Below are 17796 nucleotides of genomic sequence, written 5' to 3'. Positions count from 1 at the left end.
CCTATCGATACTCCGCCGGAATGGTCGGATGAGTGGATTCCCGACGATATGCCCAGACCATATACCCGACGCCGAACAGAATCATCGGCAGGCACAGAACCTGTCCCATGGACATCCAGTTGAGCGCGACAAACCCAAGGTGGGCATCCGGTTCGCGGGCAAACTCCACGATGAATCGGAATACGCCGTAGCCCAGCAGGAACAATGCGCCGACACATCCTTTGGGACGCGGTTTGGCCGAATACCACCAAACGATGATGAACAGCAGCAATCCCTCAAGGGCGGCTTCATACAACTGGGACGGGTGACGAGGCATACCCCCTGCGCCGGGGAAGACCATGCCGTACCAGCCATCCGTATGCCGTCCCCACAGCTCCGCATTGATGAAGTTGCCGATACGTCCGAAAAAGAGTCCGGGCGGCACCAACGGTGCGATAAAGTCTCCCACCTCAGGGAAGGTCATTCCATTTTTGCGGCCAAAAAGCCAGCAGGCCAACAGGACGCCAAGCAGACCGCCATGAAAGGCCATCCCACCTTCCCACACGTAAAAAATCTTGTGCGGGGCGTAGAAGTAATAATCGAAATTATAAAACAGGCAGTACCCAAGTCGTCCACCAGCAACCACACCGACCACGGCCCATGTGATGAAGTCGTCCATGCGGGCGGGCGTCATCTTGTTCCATGGTTTTTTGGCACGATACCGTCCCAGCAGCCAGCCGGTGACAACGCCGAAAACATACATCATCCCGTACCAGCGCAACTGGAGCGGACCGATGGAGATCATATTCGGATCAAAATACGGGTAACTGAGCATAATCACATGCGGCGTGATCGCCGTCTTTGTTTTCTCTTGCGATTCGGGTATACTGCGATTTCGGGCACAGGGTGTGCCTTTTTACCCAGTACGTCAACCCCGGACACAGCATGGCCATGGAAAAACCGCAAGAACTCGACATAGTGCAGATGCCGGTGGAAGGACTGGCCGCCTACTGGCTCTCCATCAAAAAGATCCTCGACACCAAAAAAGGGCGAACCATCATTGATGACGAGATCGCCCACACCGACGAACCCTACATTCGCCATCTGCTTGAAACCGTTTTTTCAGGACTGTCCAGAGAACACGTACGCCGTCTGGCCGGGGTCAAACGGGATGTGCTGCTGGAAGATTACACGCGAAAAATCGACCTCATGCGTATAGCCACCTATGCCGTGGCTTCGGGGGAGAACCCTCAGATCACGCTGGTCCGAATGGACTCGAAGTTCGCCACCCCGCCCATCACCGAAGACAAGGCCCTTGAGATGGCTTCGGCCATGTTCAAGGCTATCCAGCCCAGAGGAGTTGATTTCGACATTCTCCTTTCAGTGGACCACAAACTCCAGGCTGACAGGTTGCTGGTCAAGCTGCTTTTCTTCTCGATGTATGCCCGGCGCGAAGGACGCGAAAGCCTTGAAAAATTCCTGCCCCACTTCGGCTCGCACTTCTTCTCTGAGGGCATTTCCCTTGCCATCGATAATTTTGATGCGGATTTTCTGGGAAACCACCTCAAGAATATGCGCGACAATCTCATCAGCGAGACCAAAAGGAAAATGGACATGGCGTTTGAAATGGCCCTCGCCATACGGGACAAACTCTCGTATGAGGACATCTTCCGCATCGCCCGAGCCTACATGCTGTAACCCGAGGTACCCCATGCGCCAACTCAGTTTTATCCTCATTCTTCTCGTCGTCACCCTTTTCGCCTGCGACAACATGACGCCCGCCCGAAAAGGGAACAAGGACTTTGAGCGAGCTTGGCGCTCACTCATGCTCAAGGATTTTGCCAAGGCATCAGAATATTTTACCGACGGCGCAGATGATTACGCCCAGGCGCTGGCAGACGAATCCGACAGCCGCCTCATCGAGTTCGGATCAACACAGGCCAAGGCAGGCATGTCTTTCTACTTTGCCGGTCGCTACCAGGAAGCCGCCGACACCATGAAGACACTGGCCGCTGTAGAAAAGGAATTGTGGGAAGCGCCCCTGTTTGCCGCGCTGGCTCATGGCAGACTTGGCGACCGTGAAGCATTCGTGCATTGGCTTGAACTGTTTCGCGCGAACAACCCCGGCCTGGCAAAGCTCAATGAAACCATGCGGGCAACCACCATCGGGCTGGCATCTCGCGCCATGTCTCTGGAAGAAGCCACGGAGACACTGGAGCAAGGTGTCGTCAGTCAATACATCCACAATGTCCGCATTGGCGTAACCACTGGAACCATCGGCAAGGAGCGTTGTGAGGGCCAGTATTGGTGGCGTTATTACGACACCCCCTGCACAGGCCGGTAACAGGTGTTTATTTGAGCACGTCCAACTGACCGAAATATATTCATTTGGCTTTTTTTCATTCCCGGACTTGACGAAACCGCTCAAATATTCAACCATCCCTCCACTTCAACTGGGTATGCCCCCGATAACGAGCTGTATTGTATTTCATGACCAAGGTCCCAACCATACCGGAACAATATCTCAAAGCGTTCACCAAGAGCGACATCAATGAGATGCCCCTACGTCGTTACGAAGGGCCAATCGAAGTCATACGCACCGAAAAGCAGCGGACACGCGCGCTCAAGGACATTGAAGGAGAAACGCTCCTCGGCTTCGATACGGAAACCCGCCCGGTTTTCAAGAAGGGCAAAAAACCCGGACCACCATCACTCATCCAGCTCGCCACCGCTTCCTGTGCCTACATTTTCCAGATCAATCTCCTGCCTCTTTGCAACGGCTTGTGCGATCTGCTGGCAGATGAATCCATCACCAAGACCGGCGTAGCCGTCCGCGACGACATTCTCGGCCTGCAGCGTCTGGCAGAGTTCACTCCGTCCGGGTTCATCGATCTGTCTGATGTATCCACGGCAGCGAAAATGCAAACCCACGGTCTGCGAAACATGGCTGCAAATCTGTTGGGATTCCGTATCTCCAAGTCAGCGCAGTGTTCCAACTGGGCCAAGGAAAAGCTGACCACCCAGCAGATCAACTATGCGGCAACAGATGCCTGGGTCAGCCGCGAGCTGTACCTCGCATTGCATGATCTCGGTCTTATCCGCTCCTGATCCGTTTCAAGCTTTCTGACTTTCAACCAGGGCTGACCTTCTGATCAGTATTCCTTGCTGACGTCCGGTGTCTTCCGTGCCTTCTTGCGCTGGGCTGTTTGCTTTTTTCGTTCCAGACGGCGGCGTTTTGCGGATTTTGGAACCGCTGTGGACTTGCGCTTTGTCACCGGCTTGAGCGCCCATTGCATCAGCTCCACAAAGCGTTCGATTGCTGAATCCTTATTGGATTTCTGGCTGCGGAATTTCTGGGAGGTCACACGGAGTATGCCTCGTTTATCTATGCGTCGACGCAATTTTCCGTTGACAGCGACTTTCTGAAGCTGCGACAAGGCATTGCTCTTTTCAACACTGAACAGCAGAGTGACCCGCGTATCCGTCGTGTTCACATGCTGGCCGCCAGGGCCAGAACTGCGTGACGTAATAAAGCGGATTTCTTCGTAAGGGATAACGACCTTTTCGGTAATGCGAATCATGACCTAAGAGTGACATGCCAATCAAGGTCCCGCAACCCTGCAATTGCCGATTGACAGACCGTTCCCTTTCTATACAATCCGCCCATCAACAAACTAACCAAGGATAGACACATGACCAAGCCCTGTCCGTGCGGTTCCGGCAAGGAACATGTCGAATGCTGCACCCCGTATATTTCCGGTGAAAAACCCGCCCCGACCGCCGAGGCGCTCATGCGTTCCCGCTACTCTGCCTACGTGCTGAACGAGCTGGACTACCTCAAGCAATCCCTTGCCCCTGAGGCACTCAAGGACCATGACGACTCTTCCGTCAAGGAATGGGCCGAAAAAGCCGACTGGCTCGGACTGGAAATTCATGACACATGGGCCGGTGGCGAAGGCGATGAAGCCGGCATTGTCGAGTTCACCGCAAATTATGCCATCGACGGCGAAGAGCTGTCCCATCGTGAACGCGGAGAATTCCGCAAGATTGAAGACAACTGGCGATATGTTGATGGCCAGATGGTCTCTGGTCCGCCGGTTCGCAAGGAACGGAAGATCGGGCGTAACGAGCCCTGCCCCTGTGATTCGGGCAAGAAATACAAGAAGTGCTGTGGCCGCTGATAGATCGGCTACAGTCTCAATAGAAAGGGCGCTCTCATGTGAGAGCGCCCTTTTATTTGGTCTGTTACCGGATATTAGAAGCGTTCGAAGTCGCCGTCATCATCGTCCATGTCCAGAGACACGCCGGAGTTGCCGGAAGGCTTCTGGGAGCCAAGCTGCTTTGCCGGGGCCACCTTGGGAGCCTTGGCCGGACCAGCCGAAGGCAACTGCGCCTTGGGCTTGGAGCGAACCACCGTGGAACTTCTGGACTGCCTTCGACCGTCGCCCTGACGGACCTTGAAGAAGGCAATGATATCCTGCAAGCCGTTGGCCTGATTGGCGAGGTCGTTGGAAGTGGAAGCCATTTCCTCGGATGCCGCCGCATTCTGCTGAACGACCTGATCAAGCTGCTGCAACGCTGCATTGATCTGCTCGGCTCCGGTTGTCTGCTCGTTACTTGCAACCGATATTTCCTGAATAAGTTCAGCCGTCTTCTCAATATCAGGTACCATCTCGCGCAGCATGACACCGGCCTTTTCGGCAACCTGTACGCTGGAGGATGACAGCTCACTGATTTCCGCGGCTGCGTCACCGCTTCGTTCGGCCAGCTTCCGCACTTCGGCGGCAACAACCGCAAATCCCTTGCCGTGTTCACCGGCTCGGGCGGCTTCAATGGCTGCGTTCAGCGCCAGCAGGTTGGTCTGACGGGCAATCTCTTCGACAATGGAAATCTTCTCGGCGATTTCCTGCATGGCGGAAACAGTCTTGGCAACCGCCTCGCCACCCACACGCGCATTCTCCGAAGCCCGGTTGGCGATGGTTTCGGTTTCCCGAGCATTCTCGGCGTTACCGCTGATATTGGAGGCCATTTCTTCCATGGAGGAAGAGACCTCTTCAAGAGAGGCAGCCTGTTCTGTTGCACCCTGAGACAAAGCCTGCGACGTATCCGAAAGCTCTTCACTGCCGGAAGCGACGCGGGAGCTACCGTCCACAACATCACTGACAACGCTGGTCAGCCGGTCCGACATTTCCTTGAGCGCGGCATAAATATCGCCGATGTCGTCCTTGCGGTCACTTTCGATACGACGGGTGTAATCGCCGCTTGCTGCGAGCTTGAGAATCTGGACGATCTCGACCATGGGCTTGATGATCAATCCGTTCATGTAGAACCAGATTGCGGTGGCGATACACAACAGGGCCAAAAGGGACAGGCCCACGATGCTGATGCCGGACGACCATACCGGGGCGATGATATCTTCATACTGAACCAACCCGACAAGCTTCCAACCGAGTTCATCGGACGTGTGAACAAAGGATACATACTCGACATCATCTATTGTCACGCGCAGTTCGCCGCTCCCCTTGCGAAAACATTCGGCCAACCCACTATCACTCAGATCGTTGACGTTCTTGAAATTGTTATTCTCATTGGACGGATCGGCCATGATGACACCGTCGTCCTGAATCAGGACCACGAAGCCGCGCTTGTTCAGCTTGATGTTCTTGACGATTTCCGTCAGTTCGGCCAGGGAAATATCCAACCCGACAACAGCCAGTGCATCGCTGCCGCTCACCACGGCCTTGACCGTGGAGACCATGGCATCGCCAGTCGTGGAAACATAAGCCGCAGATACTACAGCCTTGTTGGGAGTAGCCAAAGCAGAGGTATACCAGGGACGGGACCTGGGATCATACCCACCGGGCAAACTGATTGCATTGCCGACAACGAATGCGCCCTTGCGCGTTCCGACATAGGCGTCCATATAGCTGTCGTGACTATCGGTCATCATGTTGAACAATACCGACATCCCCTGCCCGATCGGATCGTCGGCGCGGGACTGGGCAGTCAGGCTGTCACCCTTGGCATCTATATAGGAAGTAGTGATGTCGTCCGCCTGCTGCAGGCGAGGATCAAGAGAGAGAAGAACGGTGTTCTTCTTGGCTTCCGTGACAAATGTGGAAAGTATACCGTCCACCTGTTCCAACTGATCGGCAGTGGATGTGACGTTGTATTCCAGCGAGTCGTTATACGTCTGGGATAAACCCAGAATCAAAATAGCGGCACACAACACCACAAGCGACACAATGAAAGACAAAAGTATCTTTGTCCGAATGTTGAGCTTCATATCCATCCCCTTTTGTATTCTGTTGGCAACTGCTTCCAACGGTCTAATAATATGTGCGAATAAAGTCTTACTCCATTATTTTTCTTTCGGGGAAGATGTTATTCCGCCGCTTGGCTTGAGTTAGGAAATATCGTAAAGTCCCACTCCTCATGCAACGAAAGCAAACAAACGCCATATCAGTCGGCAATGTGGGCATAGGCGGAGCCAACCCCATCCGGGTCCAATCCATGTGCAACACCGACACCCGCGACATCCTTTCCACCACTGCTCAGATCAGGCAACTGGCTGATGCCGGGTGCGAAATCGTCCGTCTTGCTGTTCCTGACGACAAGGCTGCGGCAGCACTCAGCGCCATCCGCGAGCAATCCCCTGTTCCGCTCATCGCCGACATCCATTTCGATCACCGACTCGCCCTGGCCGCTCTGGATGCGGGTATGGATGGGTTGCGCATCAACCCCGGCAATATCGGCGATGAATCCAAGGTCGATGCCGTTGTCCGCGCCGCCCAGCAGCATGGTGCGCCCATCCGTATCGGTGTGAACGGCGGTTCACTGGAAAAAGACCTGCTCAAGCAGTTCGGCGGACCAACGCCCGAAGCCATGGTCGAATCCGGTCTGCGCCATATCCGTATGCTCGAGAAGCGCGGATTCACCGACATCAAGATTTCCCTGAAGACGTCATCGGTCCTGAATACCATCACGGCTTACAAGCTGATGGCCGACCAGATCGACTATCCGCTGCATATCGGCATCACCGAAGCCGGTACGCTGGTGCGCGGAGCCGTCAAGTCTGCCGTCGGGCTGGGTGTACTCCTGTACGAGGGAATCGGCGACACCCTACGTGTTTCACTGACTCACGATCCGGTGGCGGAAATCGGTGTGGCCTACGAGATTCTGCGTTCACTAGGGCTGCGCGAACGTGGACCGGAAATCATCTCCTGCCCGACCTGTGGTCGCACGGAAATTCATCTCATCGAACTGGCCGAACAGGTGGAAGAAGCCCTGCGCGGTGTGGACGAGGTCTTCACCGTTGCGGTCATGGGATGCGTGGTCAACGGTCCCGGCGAAGCAAAGGAAGCGGATATCGGCATAGCCGGCGGTCGCGACCTCGGCATCATATTTCGAAAGGGCGAAGTCGTCCGCAAAGTCAAGGGTAACGACAACCTGCTGCCCGAATTCATGAAAGAAATACAAGCTTTTCTCAAAGAAAGGAGATCATAAACTCATGCGTCTTTCCAAGTACTATGCACCCACCTTGAAAGAAGATCCGGCCGATGCCGAGGTCGTCTCGCACAAACTGCTGATGCGTGCGGGCATGATCCGCAAACTCACCAGCGGCATTTACAACTACCTGCCGCTCGGCCTGCGCTCCATCAACAAGGTGGCTCAGATCGTACGCGAGGAAATGGACCGCTCCGGTGCCATGGAAGTACTCATGCCTATGGTTCAGCCCGCTGACCTGTGGCGCGAAACCGGCCGCTGGGACTACTACGGCAAGGAACTCCTTCGCATCAATGACCGCCACGGCCGTGATTACTGTCTCGGCCCCACGCACGAGGAAGTCATCACCGATCTCGTTCGCGGCGAAATCAAGTCCTATAAGCAGTTGCCCATCAATCTGTACCAGATACAGACGAAATTCCGCGATGAAATCCGCCCCCGTTTCGGCCTGATGCGCGGCCGCGAGTTCATCATGAAAGATGCCTACTCATTCGACAAGGACGAAGAGGGTGCCGAGCAGTCCTACTGGACCATGTTTGAGGCATACAAAAAAGCCTTTGCCCGTATCGGCCTGCGTTTCAAGCCCGTACAGGCTGACTCCGGCGCCATCGGCGGTGACTTCTCCCACGAGTTCATGGTGCTGGCCGAAACCGGTGAAGACACCATCGCCTCATGTAAGGCCTGTGAATTTGCGGCCAACCTCGAAAAGGCCAAAGTGGCGCAACCCAAAGGGTTGTGCAACTGCGACGATGATTCTGTCCCGGCATTGGAAGAAGTGGAAACACCGGGCAAGCACACGGTGGAGGAAGTCTGTGATTTCCTGTCCATCCCCGCTTCCAGGCTGATCAAGACCCTGCTCTTTGTGGTGGATGGCAATCCGGTGGCAGCACTGGTACGTGGTGACCGTGAACTCAATGATGTCAAGCTCCGCAACCTCGTTGGCGGCAATGACATAGAGATGGCCGATGAAGCATTGGTAAAAAAGCTGACCAATGCCCCGGTCGGATTCGCCGGTCCCGCTGGCCTGAACCCGGAAGTGCCCATCTACGCCGATCAGGAGCTCTGTGTCGAAACCGATTGGGTCGCAGGAGCCAACAAGGGCGACACCCATGTTCGCCATCTTTCCCTTGGCCGCGACTGCACCATTGAAAAATTTGCTGATCTCCGCGTCATCGAACCGACCGACCCCTGCCCGGAATGTGCCGGTGAAATCGAATTCACCAAGGGCATTGAGGTAGGTCACGTCTTCAAGCTTGGCGTAAAGTATTCCGAAAAGATGGAAGCGACTTTCCTCGATGAGAACGGCAAAGCCAAGCCCATGATCATGGGTTGCTACGGCATCGGCGTATCCCGCATCGTTGCATCTGCCATCGAGCAGAATCACGACGAGAACGGTTGCTGCTTCCCGCCTTCCATCGCTCCCTTCGAGGTCTGCGTGATTTCTCTTGGCGGCAAGGATCAGGCGGTCACGGACAAAGCCGAAGAGCTGTACTCCGAGATCAAGGACCTTGGCGTTGACATCTGCTACGATGACCGCAAGGAACGCCCCGGCGTCAAATTCGCCGAAGCCGATCTCATCGGGTACCCCATGCAGCTCGTGCTCGGTGGCAAGGGACTCAAGAACGGCATCATCGAAGCCAAGAATCGCAAAACCGGCGAGAAGATCGAGCTGCCGCTGGAAGGATTCAAGGAAGCCTTCCAGGAGTGGCGCACCGCCGTTTGGGGCGACTGGGGCCTGTAGCCCCGGCTCTCCCATCGAGAGGAAACACATGATGTATCACGCACCCCGTTCAGAACGGGGTGCGTTTCTTCATATTCGGACCAGTGGTCAAACCCCTTTCAGGCTATTGTCCACGCCCATCACCAATGATATGTTGGCCGGTATAGATTGAGAAACGGAGGCATAGTTGTCAGCCATCTTCACCGTCAGTGAGCTTACCCGCTCCGTCAAGAACCTGCTGGAAGCGGAGTTCCCTTTTGTATGGGTTCGCGGCGAGATATCCAATCTCTCGCGTCCGGCCAGTGGTCATATCTATTTTACGCTGACCGATGGGAACGCGTCCCTTTCCGTGGTCTGGTTCAAGTCGGCCCAGACATCCGGCGAAACCATCAGCCACGGAGAAGAGCGCATTAATCCCCTGACCGGCGAAGTGGAGGAGCAAAGCGGCGCCACCGGATTGACCGGCACGACCATAGAAGACGGGATGGAGGTCCTGTGCGCCGGACGCCTCAACGTCTATGAACCCCGAGGTCAGTACCAACTGGTTGCAGAGCTGGTGCAGGATCAGGGTGTTGGGGATCTGGCCATTGCCTTTGAAGCGCTGAAACGCAAATTGGCAGAGAAGGGCTACTTTGACGAAGACCGAAAGCTCACTTTGCCCGAGAATCCCAAACGGGTCGCGGTGGTGACTTCGTCCTCCGGGGCAGCGATCAGAGACTTTCTGCGTCTGGCCGATACCCGCGGCACCGGGGCGCAAATCCGCATCTATCCTTCACTGGTACAGGGAGATCAAGCGCCAAAGCGAATTGCCAAAGCCCTTGATCAGGCTGACGAAGATGGTTGGGCCGAGGTAATTGTGCTCATTCGCGGCGGCGGATCACTGGAAGACCTCTGGGCCTTCAATACCGAACCGGTAGCTGATGCCATCTACCGCGCTCGCCTGCCTGTCATCTCCGGCATCGGCCATGAGCCGGATGTGACCATAGCCGATTTTGTGGCAGACAAGCGCGCAGCCACACCCAGCCACGCTGCGCAGGAGCTGTGGCCGCGACGCGAGCAACTCGCCCAGAAAATTGATGACCTGGAGATGCGACTGACCCGCCGGTACGCCGAATGGTTGCTTGGCAAAGGCGCGGCTTTCGAGCAGCTCCGCAAGGCATTGATATGGCTGTCACCCGAGCGCAAGTTGGAACGAATGCAGGACCGCTTCGGTCATCTGATCGGCCGATTGGAAGCAGCCGGACAAACGCAGGTCGACCGAAAGCTGCGCGAAATGACCGGCACCGTGCAACGTCTGCACCGGGCTCACGGCCCCCGAGTGGTTCGGCAAACCGCCAGCCGCACCGCATCGCTCGTCGAACGACTGACCCAAGCCATGAACCGCCATCAGGACATCAAGGAGCGCAACTTCGAGTTGATGCAGACAACGCTGGCCGGTCTCGATCCACAGGCGCCCCTCGACCGCGGGTACTCCCTTGTTCGCATCGATCGCACCGGTGATTTTCTCCGTGATCCGAAAGAAGTGACGGCAGGCGATACTCTTGCTATCACCGTCAGGGACGGCAGCGTGAGCGCCGTCGTAACCGAAGACAGCAATGACTCCCGGGAGCAATAATGAAACGTTTGATTCTACTGATATTTCTCGTCACAGCCCTGACCCTTCCCATGATCCCCACATCCGGGACAGCCCAGGAATTCGGCCTGCAGGAAGGTGACGACGCTGGCTTCCTCCTGCCCGGTGAAGCCGTGGCTGCAGAGGCTGACACCGCCGCGGATACCGGTGCTTCCGCGCTGGTTCTGGCTGCTCCGTCGCGAGTCGGCACCGGCCAGCCGTTCATCGTTCGTCTGACTTCGGATCAGCCCCTCGATTCCGTCGCCTTTCACTGGCAGGGCAAATCCGTTGTTCCTTCCATCTCTGTATGGAACAATCGCCACGTGGCCCTTGCCATGCTCGGCACGGACGTCCTGAACGCCAAGCCGGGCAAGGAAGAGCTGTCGGTCATCGCTTCCATTGATGGCAAAGAGAACACCTTCCGCCGCTCCATAGTTATCAATGCCGTGGATTACCCCAAGCAGGAGTTGACCCTTCCCAAGAAGATGGTCACCCCGCCCCAGGAGGTCTACGACAAGATCAAGGCGGACCGCGTCGAGATCGGCGAGGCATTGACCACCGTTTCCCCGGACCGCACCTGGAGCCTGCCGTTTTATCGCCCGGTAGAGGGCAAAATGACCAGCACCTACGGGCTCAAGCGCATCCTCAACGGCAAGCCCAAGAATCCCCATCGCGGACTGGATTTCCGCGCTCCCATGGGGACGCCCATCAAGGCCATTGCCGACGGCACGGTCATTCTGGTCGGCGACCATTACTATGCAGGCAACTCCGTGTATATCGATCATGGCAACGGTGTCATTTCGATGTACTTCCATTCGTCCGAAGTCGTCGTAAAACAGGGCGACAAGGTCGAGCGCGGACAGGTTATTTCCAAGTCGGGCAGAACAGGACGCGCAACCGGTCCGCACCTCCACCTTTCGGTTTCCATCCTTGGCAAACTGGTGGATCCGGCACCGCTTTTCGCGTCCAGCGTTGATGACATGCTCAAATAGGAGCGGCCTTTTTTAACGACAGCAAAATGAGAATTTAGCGGTTGCACCCTGACGGCAACATAAGGCAACCGGATTTTGGAGAAATAAATGGCAAACGAATCGTTTGAAGACAGGCTTGACCGCCTCAAAACCATCGTTGAACGCCTCGAAAGGGGCGACCTTCCGTTGGAACAGGGTGTATCCCTGTACAAGGAAGGGCTGGAGCTGGCCAAAGCCTGTGGCAAGCAACTGGAAGGTGCCCGACACGAAGTGACCATTGTTTCCGATGGTTTGATCAAGGAGTTCGAGGCATTGGAAGCACTGGGAGAAGACAATGACGGCTAAAGAAAAGCTTGCCGAACGCGCAACGGAAGTGGAGTCCTACCTTCAGAGCTGTCTCAGGGATCGAGGCATCCCTGAACGTCTGCTTGCCTCCATGGAATATTCCCTTCTTGCCGGAGGGAAGCGCTTCCGTCCGGTTCTGACCCTCTCCTGGGCAACCATGCTCGGCGGCGATCGAGATGCGGTCATGCCCTTTGCGGCCAGTCTGGAGTGCATCCACACCTACTCGCTCATTCACGACGATCTTCCGGCCATGGATGATGACGACCTGCGTCGTGGCAAGCCATCCAATCACAAGCAATTTGATGAAGCCACGGCCATCCTTGCAGGAGATGGACTGCTCACCGAAGCCTTCGGGCTGATGTCCGCAGCCTCCATCGTCAAGGGATTGCCGGCGGACCGAGTCCTCCGCGCCATCCATGTTCTCGCTACGGCTGCCGGTTCCGGCGGCATGGTCGGTGGACAGGTGGTGGATATGCAGTTCACCGGACGAAACGGTGTTCCGCTCGAAGAACTGCGCACCATGCACGCCATGAAAACCGGCGCATTGATCACCGCGGCCTGCCAGTGCGGGGCCATTCTGGCTGGCGGTACCGATAGAGATATCGACAACGCCCGCGAATTCGGCAAATCCATTGGCGTCGCCTTTCAGATCGTGGACGATGTGCTCGATGTGGTTAGCGATACAGACACCCTTGGCAAACCCGCCGGGAGCGACGTGGCCATGGGCAAATCCACCTACCCCGCGCTATTGGGACTGGAAAAGAGCAAGGAACTCGCATCGCAGCACATTGACGATGCGATAAAACGACTCGATGACTACAGTGGTGACGAGAAGCAATTCCTGACGGAAATGGCTCGTTACATTGTAGACAGGGTGTATTGATTGGCATAGAGTGACCCGCTTATGAGTAACCACGACTCCACATCGCTCCTTGCAAAGATCAAGGAGCCAGCAGACGTACGCAACCTGTCCATGGCAGAGCTGGAAATCCTGGGACAGGAACTCCGTGAAACCATCATCGATCAGGTAGCGGCACACGGTGGTCATCTCGCGCCCTCTCTCGGCGTCATTGAGCTGACCATGGCACTATTCAATTCTTTCAACATCGGCCCGGACAAGCTTGTCTGGGATGTCGGCCATCAGGCATACGCCCATAAACTCCTCACAGGTCGGGCAGATCGATTCCATACCCTGCGCCAGAAAGACGGCATCAGCGGCTTTCCTCGCCCGGAGGAATCCGAATACGATCACTTTGGTGTCGGTCATTCATCCACTTCCATTTCCGCAGCGCTCGGCATGGCCATGGCTCGGGATCTCAAAGGGGATGACAACGAGGTCATCGCTGTCATCGGCGATGGTTCATTGACTGCCGGTATCGCGTTCGAGGGACTGAATCAGGCAGGAGCACTTGGCCGAAAGATGGTCGTTGTCCTCAACGATAACGAAATGTCCATCTCCAAGAATGTCGGCGCCCTTTCGCAATTCCTCAGCCGAAAGATGACCAATCCGTTCCTCCAGCGACTGAAAACCGATGTGGAAGGATTGCTTGGCGGCATTCCCAAAATCGGTGACGATCTGGCCGGGTACGCCAAACGTTCAAGCGACTCGCTGAAGTCATTCTTCACACCGGGCATCCTGTTCGAGGCTTTCCATTTCACGTATGTGGGTCCCATTGACGGGCACAACACGGCGCAGATGGTCAAGGTTTTCGATGAGATCAAGAAGCTCGACAAACCGGCGCTGGTCCATGTGCTGACCAAGAAAGGCAAAGGGTATGAACCGGCTGAGTCGGACCCCACGCACTTTCATGGAGTCGGCAAATTCATTCCGGAGACCGGACTTGCCCGCAAGTTTTCCGGCTCGGGTTTGCCGTCCTACACGTCGATCTTCGGCTCCACTCTTTGCAATCTTGCGAAGAAGGATGATAAGATTTTCGCCATCACAGCGGCCATGCCCGAGGGGACTGGAACGGAATGTTTCCGCAAAAACTACCCGGATCGTTTTGTCGATGTCGGGATTTGCGAGCAGCACGCCGTCACCTTTGCGGCCGGTCTCGCAACGCAGGGATACAAGCCTGCTGTAGCCATCTACTCGACGTTCATGCAGCGTGCCTACGATCAGATCGTCCATGATGTCTGCCTTCAGAACCTGAACGTCAACCTGTTCCTGGATCGCGGTGGACTGGTTGGCGAAGATGGTGCGACCCATCACGGTGCTTTTGACCTGAGTTTCCTCCGCCACATCCCCAATCTTGTGGTCATGGCGCCCAAGGATGAGGCCGAACTGGCCCGCATGATGGCAACAGCTTTTGACCACGAAGGCCCGACCGCCATCAGGTATCCCCGTGGTACCGGCGTTGGAGCCAATGTATCAAGCAATCCCCGCAAAATCCCCCTTGGCAAGGGCGAGATAGTCCATGAAGGCGATGATGCCGTCATCATCACCCTCGGTTCCAGAGTGTATCCCGCAGTGGAAGCAGCCATGGAACTGGAGAAGGAAGGACTGAATGTGGCCGTGTTCAACACCCGCTTTGTCAAACCGCTGCCCAAGGCGCAACTCCTTGAACTGGCAGCCAAATACGACAACATCCTTCTGGTCGAAGAGAACGCCCTCGCAGGTGGATTTGGTTCAGCCGTGTTGGAGATGCTCAACGAAGAAGATGCACTGACCAACCACAAGATAAAGCGCCTCGGCCTGCCCGATGAGTTCATTGAGCATGGAACGCAAAAAGAGTTACGCCATCTGGTTGGAATCGATATGGCAGGCATCAAGAAAGCAGCCAAAGCTCTCTGCAACAAGTAACCGCACATCACATTTAGACGGTAGAAGGTTTTCGTGCTGAACAGCATGAATACAGCTCCCCTTCTGCCGCCCTCTTACCCCGTCAATCATCATAAGATGCTGCTGAGGATGATCGCTTCAGCTACATGCCAGCCGGGTTTCTTTTTTTTGAGAAACAGGCAGGCTGAGCCACGCCTGTACTTTTCCATATATACGATATGGATATACCAGCAACACACCACCCTATTTCGCGCACTAACACCTTCTCAACGCATTGCACACTCTCGATCGGCATGTGTGCGCATAGACGTGTTTCCTTGCGTGAGAATCAAAATATCGACCTTTTTCTTACTTACACGCGCTTTCAGATGCAGAGATACAAACCCATTTTTGCAGGAGATGTAATCCCCACTAAAAAGGCCCGGACAAATTGTCCGGGCCTTGTCTATTCTCAGTCGAATCTGAGTTGCTGCTATTTGGAAGCTTACTTTTTGGAGTCAGCTTTCTTCTTTGCAGCAGGCTTTTTCTCCGCCTTTTCTTCCTTGGCAGGTGCAGCTTCCTTTTCAGGAGCGGCTTCCTGCTTGGGGGCGGCTTTCTTTTTCTTGGGCTTGGGAGGCGTGCCCTGTTCCACCCAAGTGATGCGCTCGGTCATCGGCTTGCGGTGGACGTCTTTCATGTCCAGACACTTGGTGGGACAATGGTCGCGGCAGACACCGCAATACACGCATGCATGCGGATCGCAGGCCCAGGTCCCGGCCTTTTTGTCAACAGTGATGCACTGGCTGGGGCATTTGCGCTCGCACATGCCGCAGAAGATGCACTTATCAACATCAATGATCAACTCACCGCGGTAGTTCGCAAATGGCTCACGAACTTCAAACGGATAGTTACGAGTTGCAGGCTTCTTGAGCAGGTTCTTGACGACTGTAGGTGTAAACAGCATGTCAGATCCTCCTTAGCGTTCGGTGCAGCTGATGCACGGGTCGATGGACAGGACGATAACCGGCACATCAGCCAGCTCGCAATTGGGCATCATGGCCAGCAGCGGCGGGATGTTGGCAAAGGTGGGCGTCCGGATGCGAAGACGATCCAGATGCTTGGTGCCGTTACCCTTGATGTAGTACATGCATTCGCCGCGGGGCTGCTCAACGCGGACGTAGGCTTCGCCTTCCGGCGGGTTGCCCTTGACCTTGACGTTGATGTCGCCCTCAGGAAGCTTGGAGATGGCCTGACGAACCAGATCCATGGACTGGATGCACTCACGGAAACGAACCGTGGAACGTGCCCAGCAGTCACCGGCGGTTTCCACGATCGGCTCAAAGTCGATCTCGGAGTAACCACCATAGCCCAGCATGCGCATATCCTGTGCAACGCCGGAACCGCGGAGGGTCGGACCTGCAGCACCAAGCTCGTAAGCCTGATCCTTGGTCAGAACGCCGACTTCGCAGGTACGGGCCTTGACGGTGTAGTCGTTCATGATGGTGTCCTGGAGCTGGCGGACTTCTTTTTCCACGATGTCGATTTCGCTGAGAATCCAGCGAATCTGATCGGGAGAAAGGTCAGCACGGACGCCGCCGATGACGTTGACAGACACGATAACGCGGCTACCGGTGGTGGCCTCGTTGATGTCCATCACGCGTTCGCGGATTTTCCAGAACTGCATGAACAGGGATTCAAATCCGAACGCATCGGCAAACAGACCCAGCCACAACAGGTGGGAGTGTGTGCGGTGCAGCTCGGACCAGATGACGCGGAGCAGTTCAGCGCGTTTGGGCACTTCGATTTCCATGAGCTCTTCAACAGCCTGCGAGTAGCAGACAGCGTGGATCATGGAGCAGATGCCGCAGACACGTTCACAGACCTGAATCATCTGATGGTAGTCACGGATATCAGCCAGTTTTTCCAGGCCGCGGTGGACGTATCCAAGCGCCGGGATGGCCTCTTTGACGATCTCGTCCTCGACCTTGAGGGTCAAGTGGACCGGCTCAGGGAGAACGGGATGCTGCGGGCCGAAGGGAATTACAGTAGTAGCCATTTCAGCCCCCTATTTTTTAGGTTCGATCTTGACGTTGGACACCAGCGGAACCTGGGTGACCTCGGGGTCAAGGTAGAGCGAACGGTTGAAGTCTAAGACCAGGCCGTCGAATTCGACATCCCACTGGTCGCGGATTTCGTTTTCCACCAGCAGGGCGGCAAAGAGCACCCCGGAAATGCTGGGAATGGGTTTGTCCATATCCGCAACAAGTCGCAGGTGGGTGGTCTCCAGATCCTTATCGAAGTGGTACAGAATGCCGATCTTGTTCTCATCTTCCTGATAGGTTGTGAACGTGACCAGGCGCTGCCCATCATTCTTGAGATTCATGACTTCGCCGACAATATTGTCGACGGTAACGTCTATGATTTTACCTTTCATTTTTCACCTCTTGCGGAACGCCTAGTCGGCCTGTTCCACTTTTTCTGCGAACTTGGCCAAACCGGCGACAACGCCATCAATGATGGCTTCGGGCTTGGCAGGGCAACCGGGCACGTAGACATCCACGGGGATAACTTTGTCGATACCACCGACAACGTTATATGCATCGCGGAAGACGCCACCGGTGTTACCGCAAGCGCCAATGGCGATAACGGCTTTGGGCTCGGGCATCTGATCATAGATGTTCTTGAGCACCTTCTTGTTCCGGTGGTTGACTGTGCCGGTGACCAGCAGCACATCGGCGTGCTTGGGGTTACCAACGTTGATGATGCCGAACCGTTCCACGTCGTAGAGCGGTGTCAGGCAGGCCAGAACCTCGATATCGCATCCGTTGCAGCTACCGCAGTCAAAGTGCATGATCCACGGAGATTTGGCGCGAGATTTCTTTATGAATGAACCGAACATGAT

18 protein-coding genes are annotated in these 17796 nt (G+C 55.6%); 11 read left to right on the top strand and 7 right to left on the bottom strand.

Annotation, left to right across the window (positions count from 1 at the left end; genetic code table 11):
- Position 1: 1 nt before the first annotated feature.
- The gene (lgt, locus tag DPRO_RS13630) at positions 2 to 814 is read right to left on the bottom strand and encodes a prolipoprotein diacylglyceryl transferase (RefSeq protein WP_097012550.1); all 813 of its coding nucleotides are present in this window, start codon (positions 812 to 814) and stop codon (positions 2 to 4) included.
- A gap of 116 nt (positions 815 to 930) precedes the next feature.
- On the opposite strand from lgt, the gene DPRO_RS13625 reads away from it, so the two are divergent.
- From DPRO_RS13625 to DPRO_RS13615, 3 genes are all read left to right on the top strand, one after another.
- Positions 931 to 1677 carry a hypothetical protein gene (locus DPRO_RS13625; protein ID WP_097013756.1) on the top strand — a complete coding sequence of 249 codons (747 nt, stop codon included), beginning with the start codon at positions 931 to 933 and terminating at the stop codon, positions 1675 to 1677.
- Positions 1678 to 1690: 13 nt separating this feature from the next.
- Entirely contained in the window at positions 1691 to 2323 is a 633-nt protein-coding gene (locus DPRO_RS13620; protein WP_097012549.1) for a hypothetical protein, read from the top strand.
- A gap of 146 nt (positions 2324 to 2469) precedes the next feature.
- On the top strand, positions 2470 to 3087 hold the full coding sequence (locus tag DPRO_RS13615) for a 3'-5' exonuclease (RefSeq protein ID WP_097013755.1): 618 nt from the start codon (positions 2470 to 2472) through the stop codon (positions 3085 to 3087).
- A 44-nt stretch (positions 3088 to 3131) separates the two neighbouring features.
- Here DPRO_RS13615 and arfB read toward each other — a convergent pair whose 3' ends face one another.
- Positions 3132 to 3560 carry an alternative ribosome rescue aminoacyl-tRNA hydrolase ArfB gene (gene arfB, locus DPRO_RS13610; RefSeq protein ID WP_097012548.1) on the bottom strand — a complete coding sequence of 143 codons (429 nt, stop codon included), beginning with the start codon at positions 3558 to 3560 and terminating at the stop codon, positions 3132 to 3134.
- Positions 3561 to 3671: 111 nt separating this feature from the next.
- Between arfB and DPRO_RS13605 the strand changes: the two genes are divergently transcribed.
- Positions 3672 to 4160: a YchJ family protein gene (locus DPRO_RS13605; RefSeq protein WP_097012547.1), complete on the top strand. Its 489-nt coding sequence runs from the start codon at positions 3672 to 3674 to the stop codon at positions 4158 to 4160.
- Between the two features lie 74 nt (positions 4161 to 4234).
- On the opposite strand, the gene DPRO_RS13600 is transcribed toward DPRO_RS13605, so the two are convergent.
- A complete protein-coding gene (locus DPRO_RS13600) occupies positions 4235 to 6265 on the bottom strand; it encodes a methyl-accepting chemotaxis protein (RefSeq protein ID WP_232005590.1) in 2031 nt (676 codons plus the stop codon).
- 149 nt (positions 6266 to 6414) lie between these two features.
- Here DPRO_RS13600 and ispG point away from each other — a divergent pair, with 149 nt between their 5' ends.
- The 7 genes from ispG to dxs all read left to right on the top strand — a co-directional run bounded on the left by ispG (position 6415) and on the right by dxs (position 14936).
- Positions 6415 to 7485: a flavodoxin-dependent (E)-4-hydroxy-3-methylbut-2-enyl-diphosphate synthase gene (gene ispG / locus DPRO_RS13595; protein WP_097012545.1), complete on the top strand. Its 1071-nt coding sequence runs from the start codon at positions 6415 to 6417 to the stop codon at positions 7483 to 7485.
- Positions 7486 to 7489: 4 nt separating this feature from the next.
- The gene (locus DPRO_RS13590) at positions 7490 to 9226 is read left to right on the top strand and encodes a proline--tRNA ligase (RefSeq protein WP_097012544.1); all 1737 of its coding nucleotides are present in this window, start codon (positions 7490 to 7492) and stop codon (positions 9224 to 9226) included.
- 166 nt (positions 9227 to 9392) lie between these two features.
- Positions 9393 to 10820, top strand: coding sequence for an exodeoxyribonuclease VII large subunit (gene xseA / locus DPRO_RS13585; RefSeq protein WP_097012543.1), 1428 nt, complete (start codon positions 9393 to 9395; stop codon positions 10818 to 10820).
- The gene (locus tag DPRO_RS13580; protein WP_097012542.1) at positions 10820 to 11809 is read left to right on the top strand and encodes a M23 family metallopeptidase; all 990 of its coding nucleotides are present in this window, start codon (positions 10820 to 10822) and stop codon (positions 11807 to 11809) included. Before xseA ends, DPRO_RS13580 begins: the two co-directional genes overlap by 1 nt.
- 87 nt (positions 11810 to 11896) lie before the next feature.
- Positions 11897 to 12133 (top strand): exodeoxyribonuclease VII small subunit, encoded by a 237-nt coding sequence (xseB, locus tag DPRO_RS13575; RefSeq protein WP_097012541.1) that lies wholly within the window; start codon positions 11897 to 11899, stop codon positions 12131 to 12133.
- The gene (locus DPRO_RS13570; RefSeq protein WP_097012540.1) at positions 12123 to 13016 is read left to right on the top strand and encodes a polyprenyl synthetase family protein; all 894 of its coding nucleotides are present in this window, start codon (positions 12123 to 12125) and stop codon (positions 13014 to 13016) included. The genes xseB and DPRO_RS13570 overlap by 11 nt, the downstream gene beginning before the upstream one ends.
- Positions 13017 to 13037: 21 nt before the next feature.
- Positions 13038 to 14936 carry a 1-deoxy-D-xylulose-5-phosphate synthase gene (gene dxs, locus DPRO_RS13565; RefSeq protein ID WP_097012539.1) on the top strand — a complete coding sequence of 633 codons (1899 nt, stop codon included), beginning with the start codon at positions 13038 to 13040 and terminating at the stop codon, positions 14934 to 14936.
- Between the two features lie 463 nt (positions 14937 to 15399).
- Here the strand turns inward: dxs and DPRO_RS13560 are convergent, their stop codons facing one another.
- The 4 genes from DPRO_RS13560 to DPRO_RS13545 are packed head-to-tail and all read right to left on the bottom strand — an operon-like array spanning position 15400 to position 17793.
- Positions 15400 to 15858, bottom strand: coding sequence for a 4Fe-4S binding protein (locus tag DPRO_RS13560; protein WP_097012538.1), 459 nt, complete (start codon positions 15856 to 15858; stop codon positions 15400 to 15402).
- Between the two features lie 12 nt (positions 15859 to 15870).
- Complete coding sequence (locus DPRO_RS13555) at positions 15871 to 16950, bottom strand: hydrogenase large subunit (RefSeq protein ID WP_097012537.1); 1080 nt, start codon at positions 16948 to 16950, stop codon at positions 15871 to 15873.
- Positions 16951 to 16959: 9 nt separating this feature from the next.
- Positions 16960 to 17328: an NADH-quinone oxidoreductase subunit C gene (locus DPRO_RS13550; protein ID WP_097012536.1), complete on the bottom strand. Its 369-nt coding sequence runs from the start codon at positions 17326 to 17328 to the stop codon at positions 16960 to 16962.
- Between the two features lie 21 nt (positions 17329 to 17349).
- Positions 17350 to 17793 carry an NADH-quinone oxidoreductase subunit B family protein gene (locus DPRO_RS13545; protein WP_097012535.1) on the bottom strand — a complete coding sequence of 148 codons (444 nt, stop codon included), beginning with the start codon at positions 17791 to 17793 and terminating at the stop codon, positions 17350 to 17352.
- Between the last annotated feature and the right edge of the window lie 3 nt (positions 17794 to 17796).

This window comes from Pseudodesulfovibrio profundus (assembly GCF_900217235.1).
Lineage (GTDB): Bacteria > Desulfobacterota > Desulfovibrionia > Desulfovibrionales > Desulfovibrionaceae > Pseudodesulfovibrio > Pseudodesulfovibrio profundus.
This window is presented reverse-complemented; position numbering and strand designations above follow the sequence as displayed.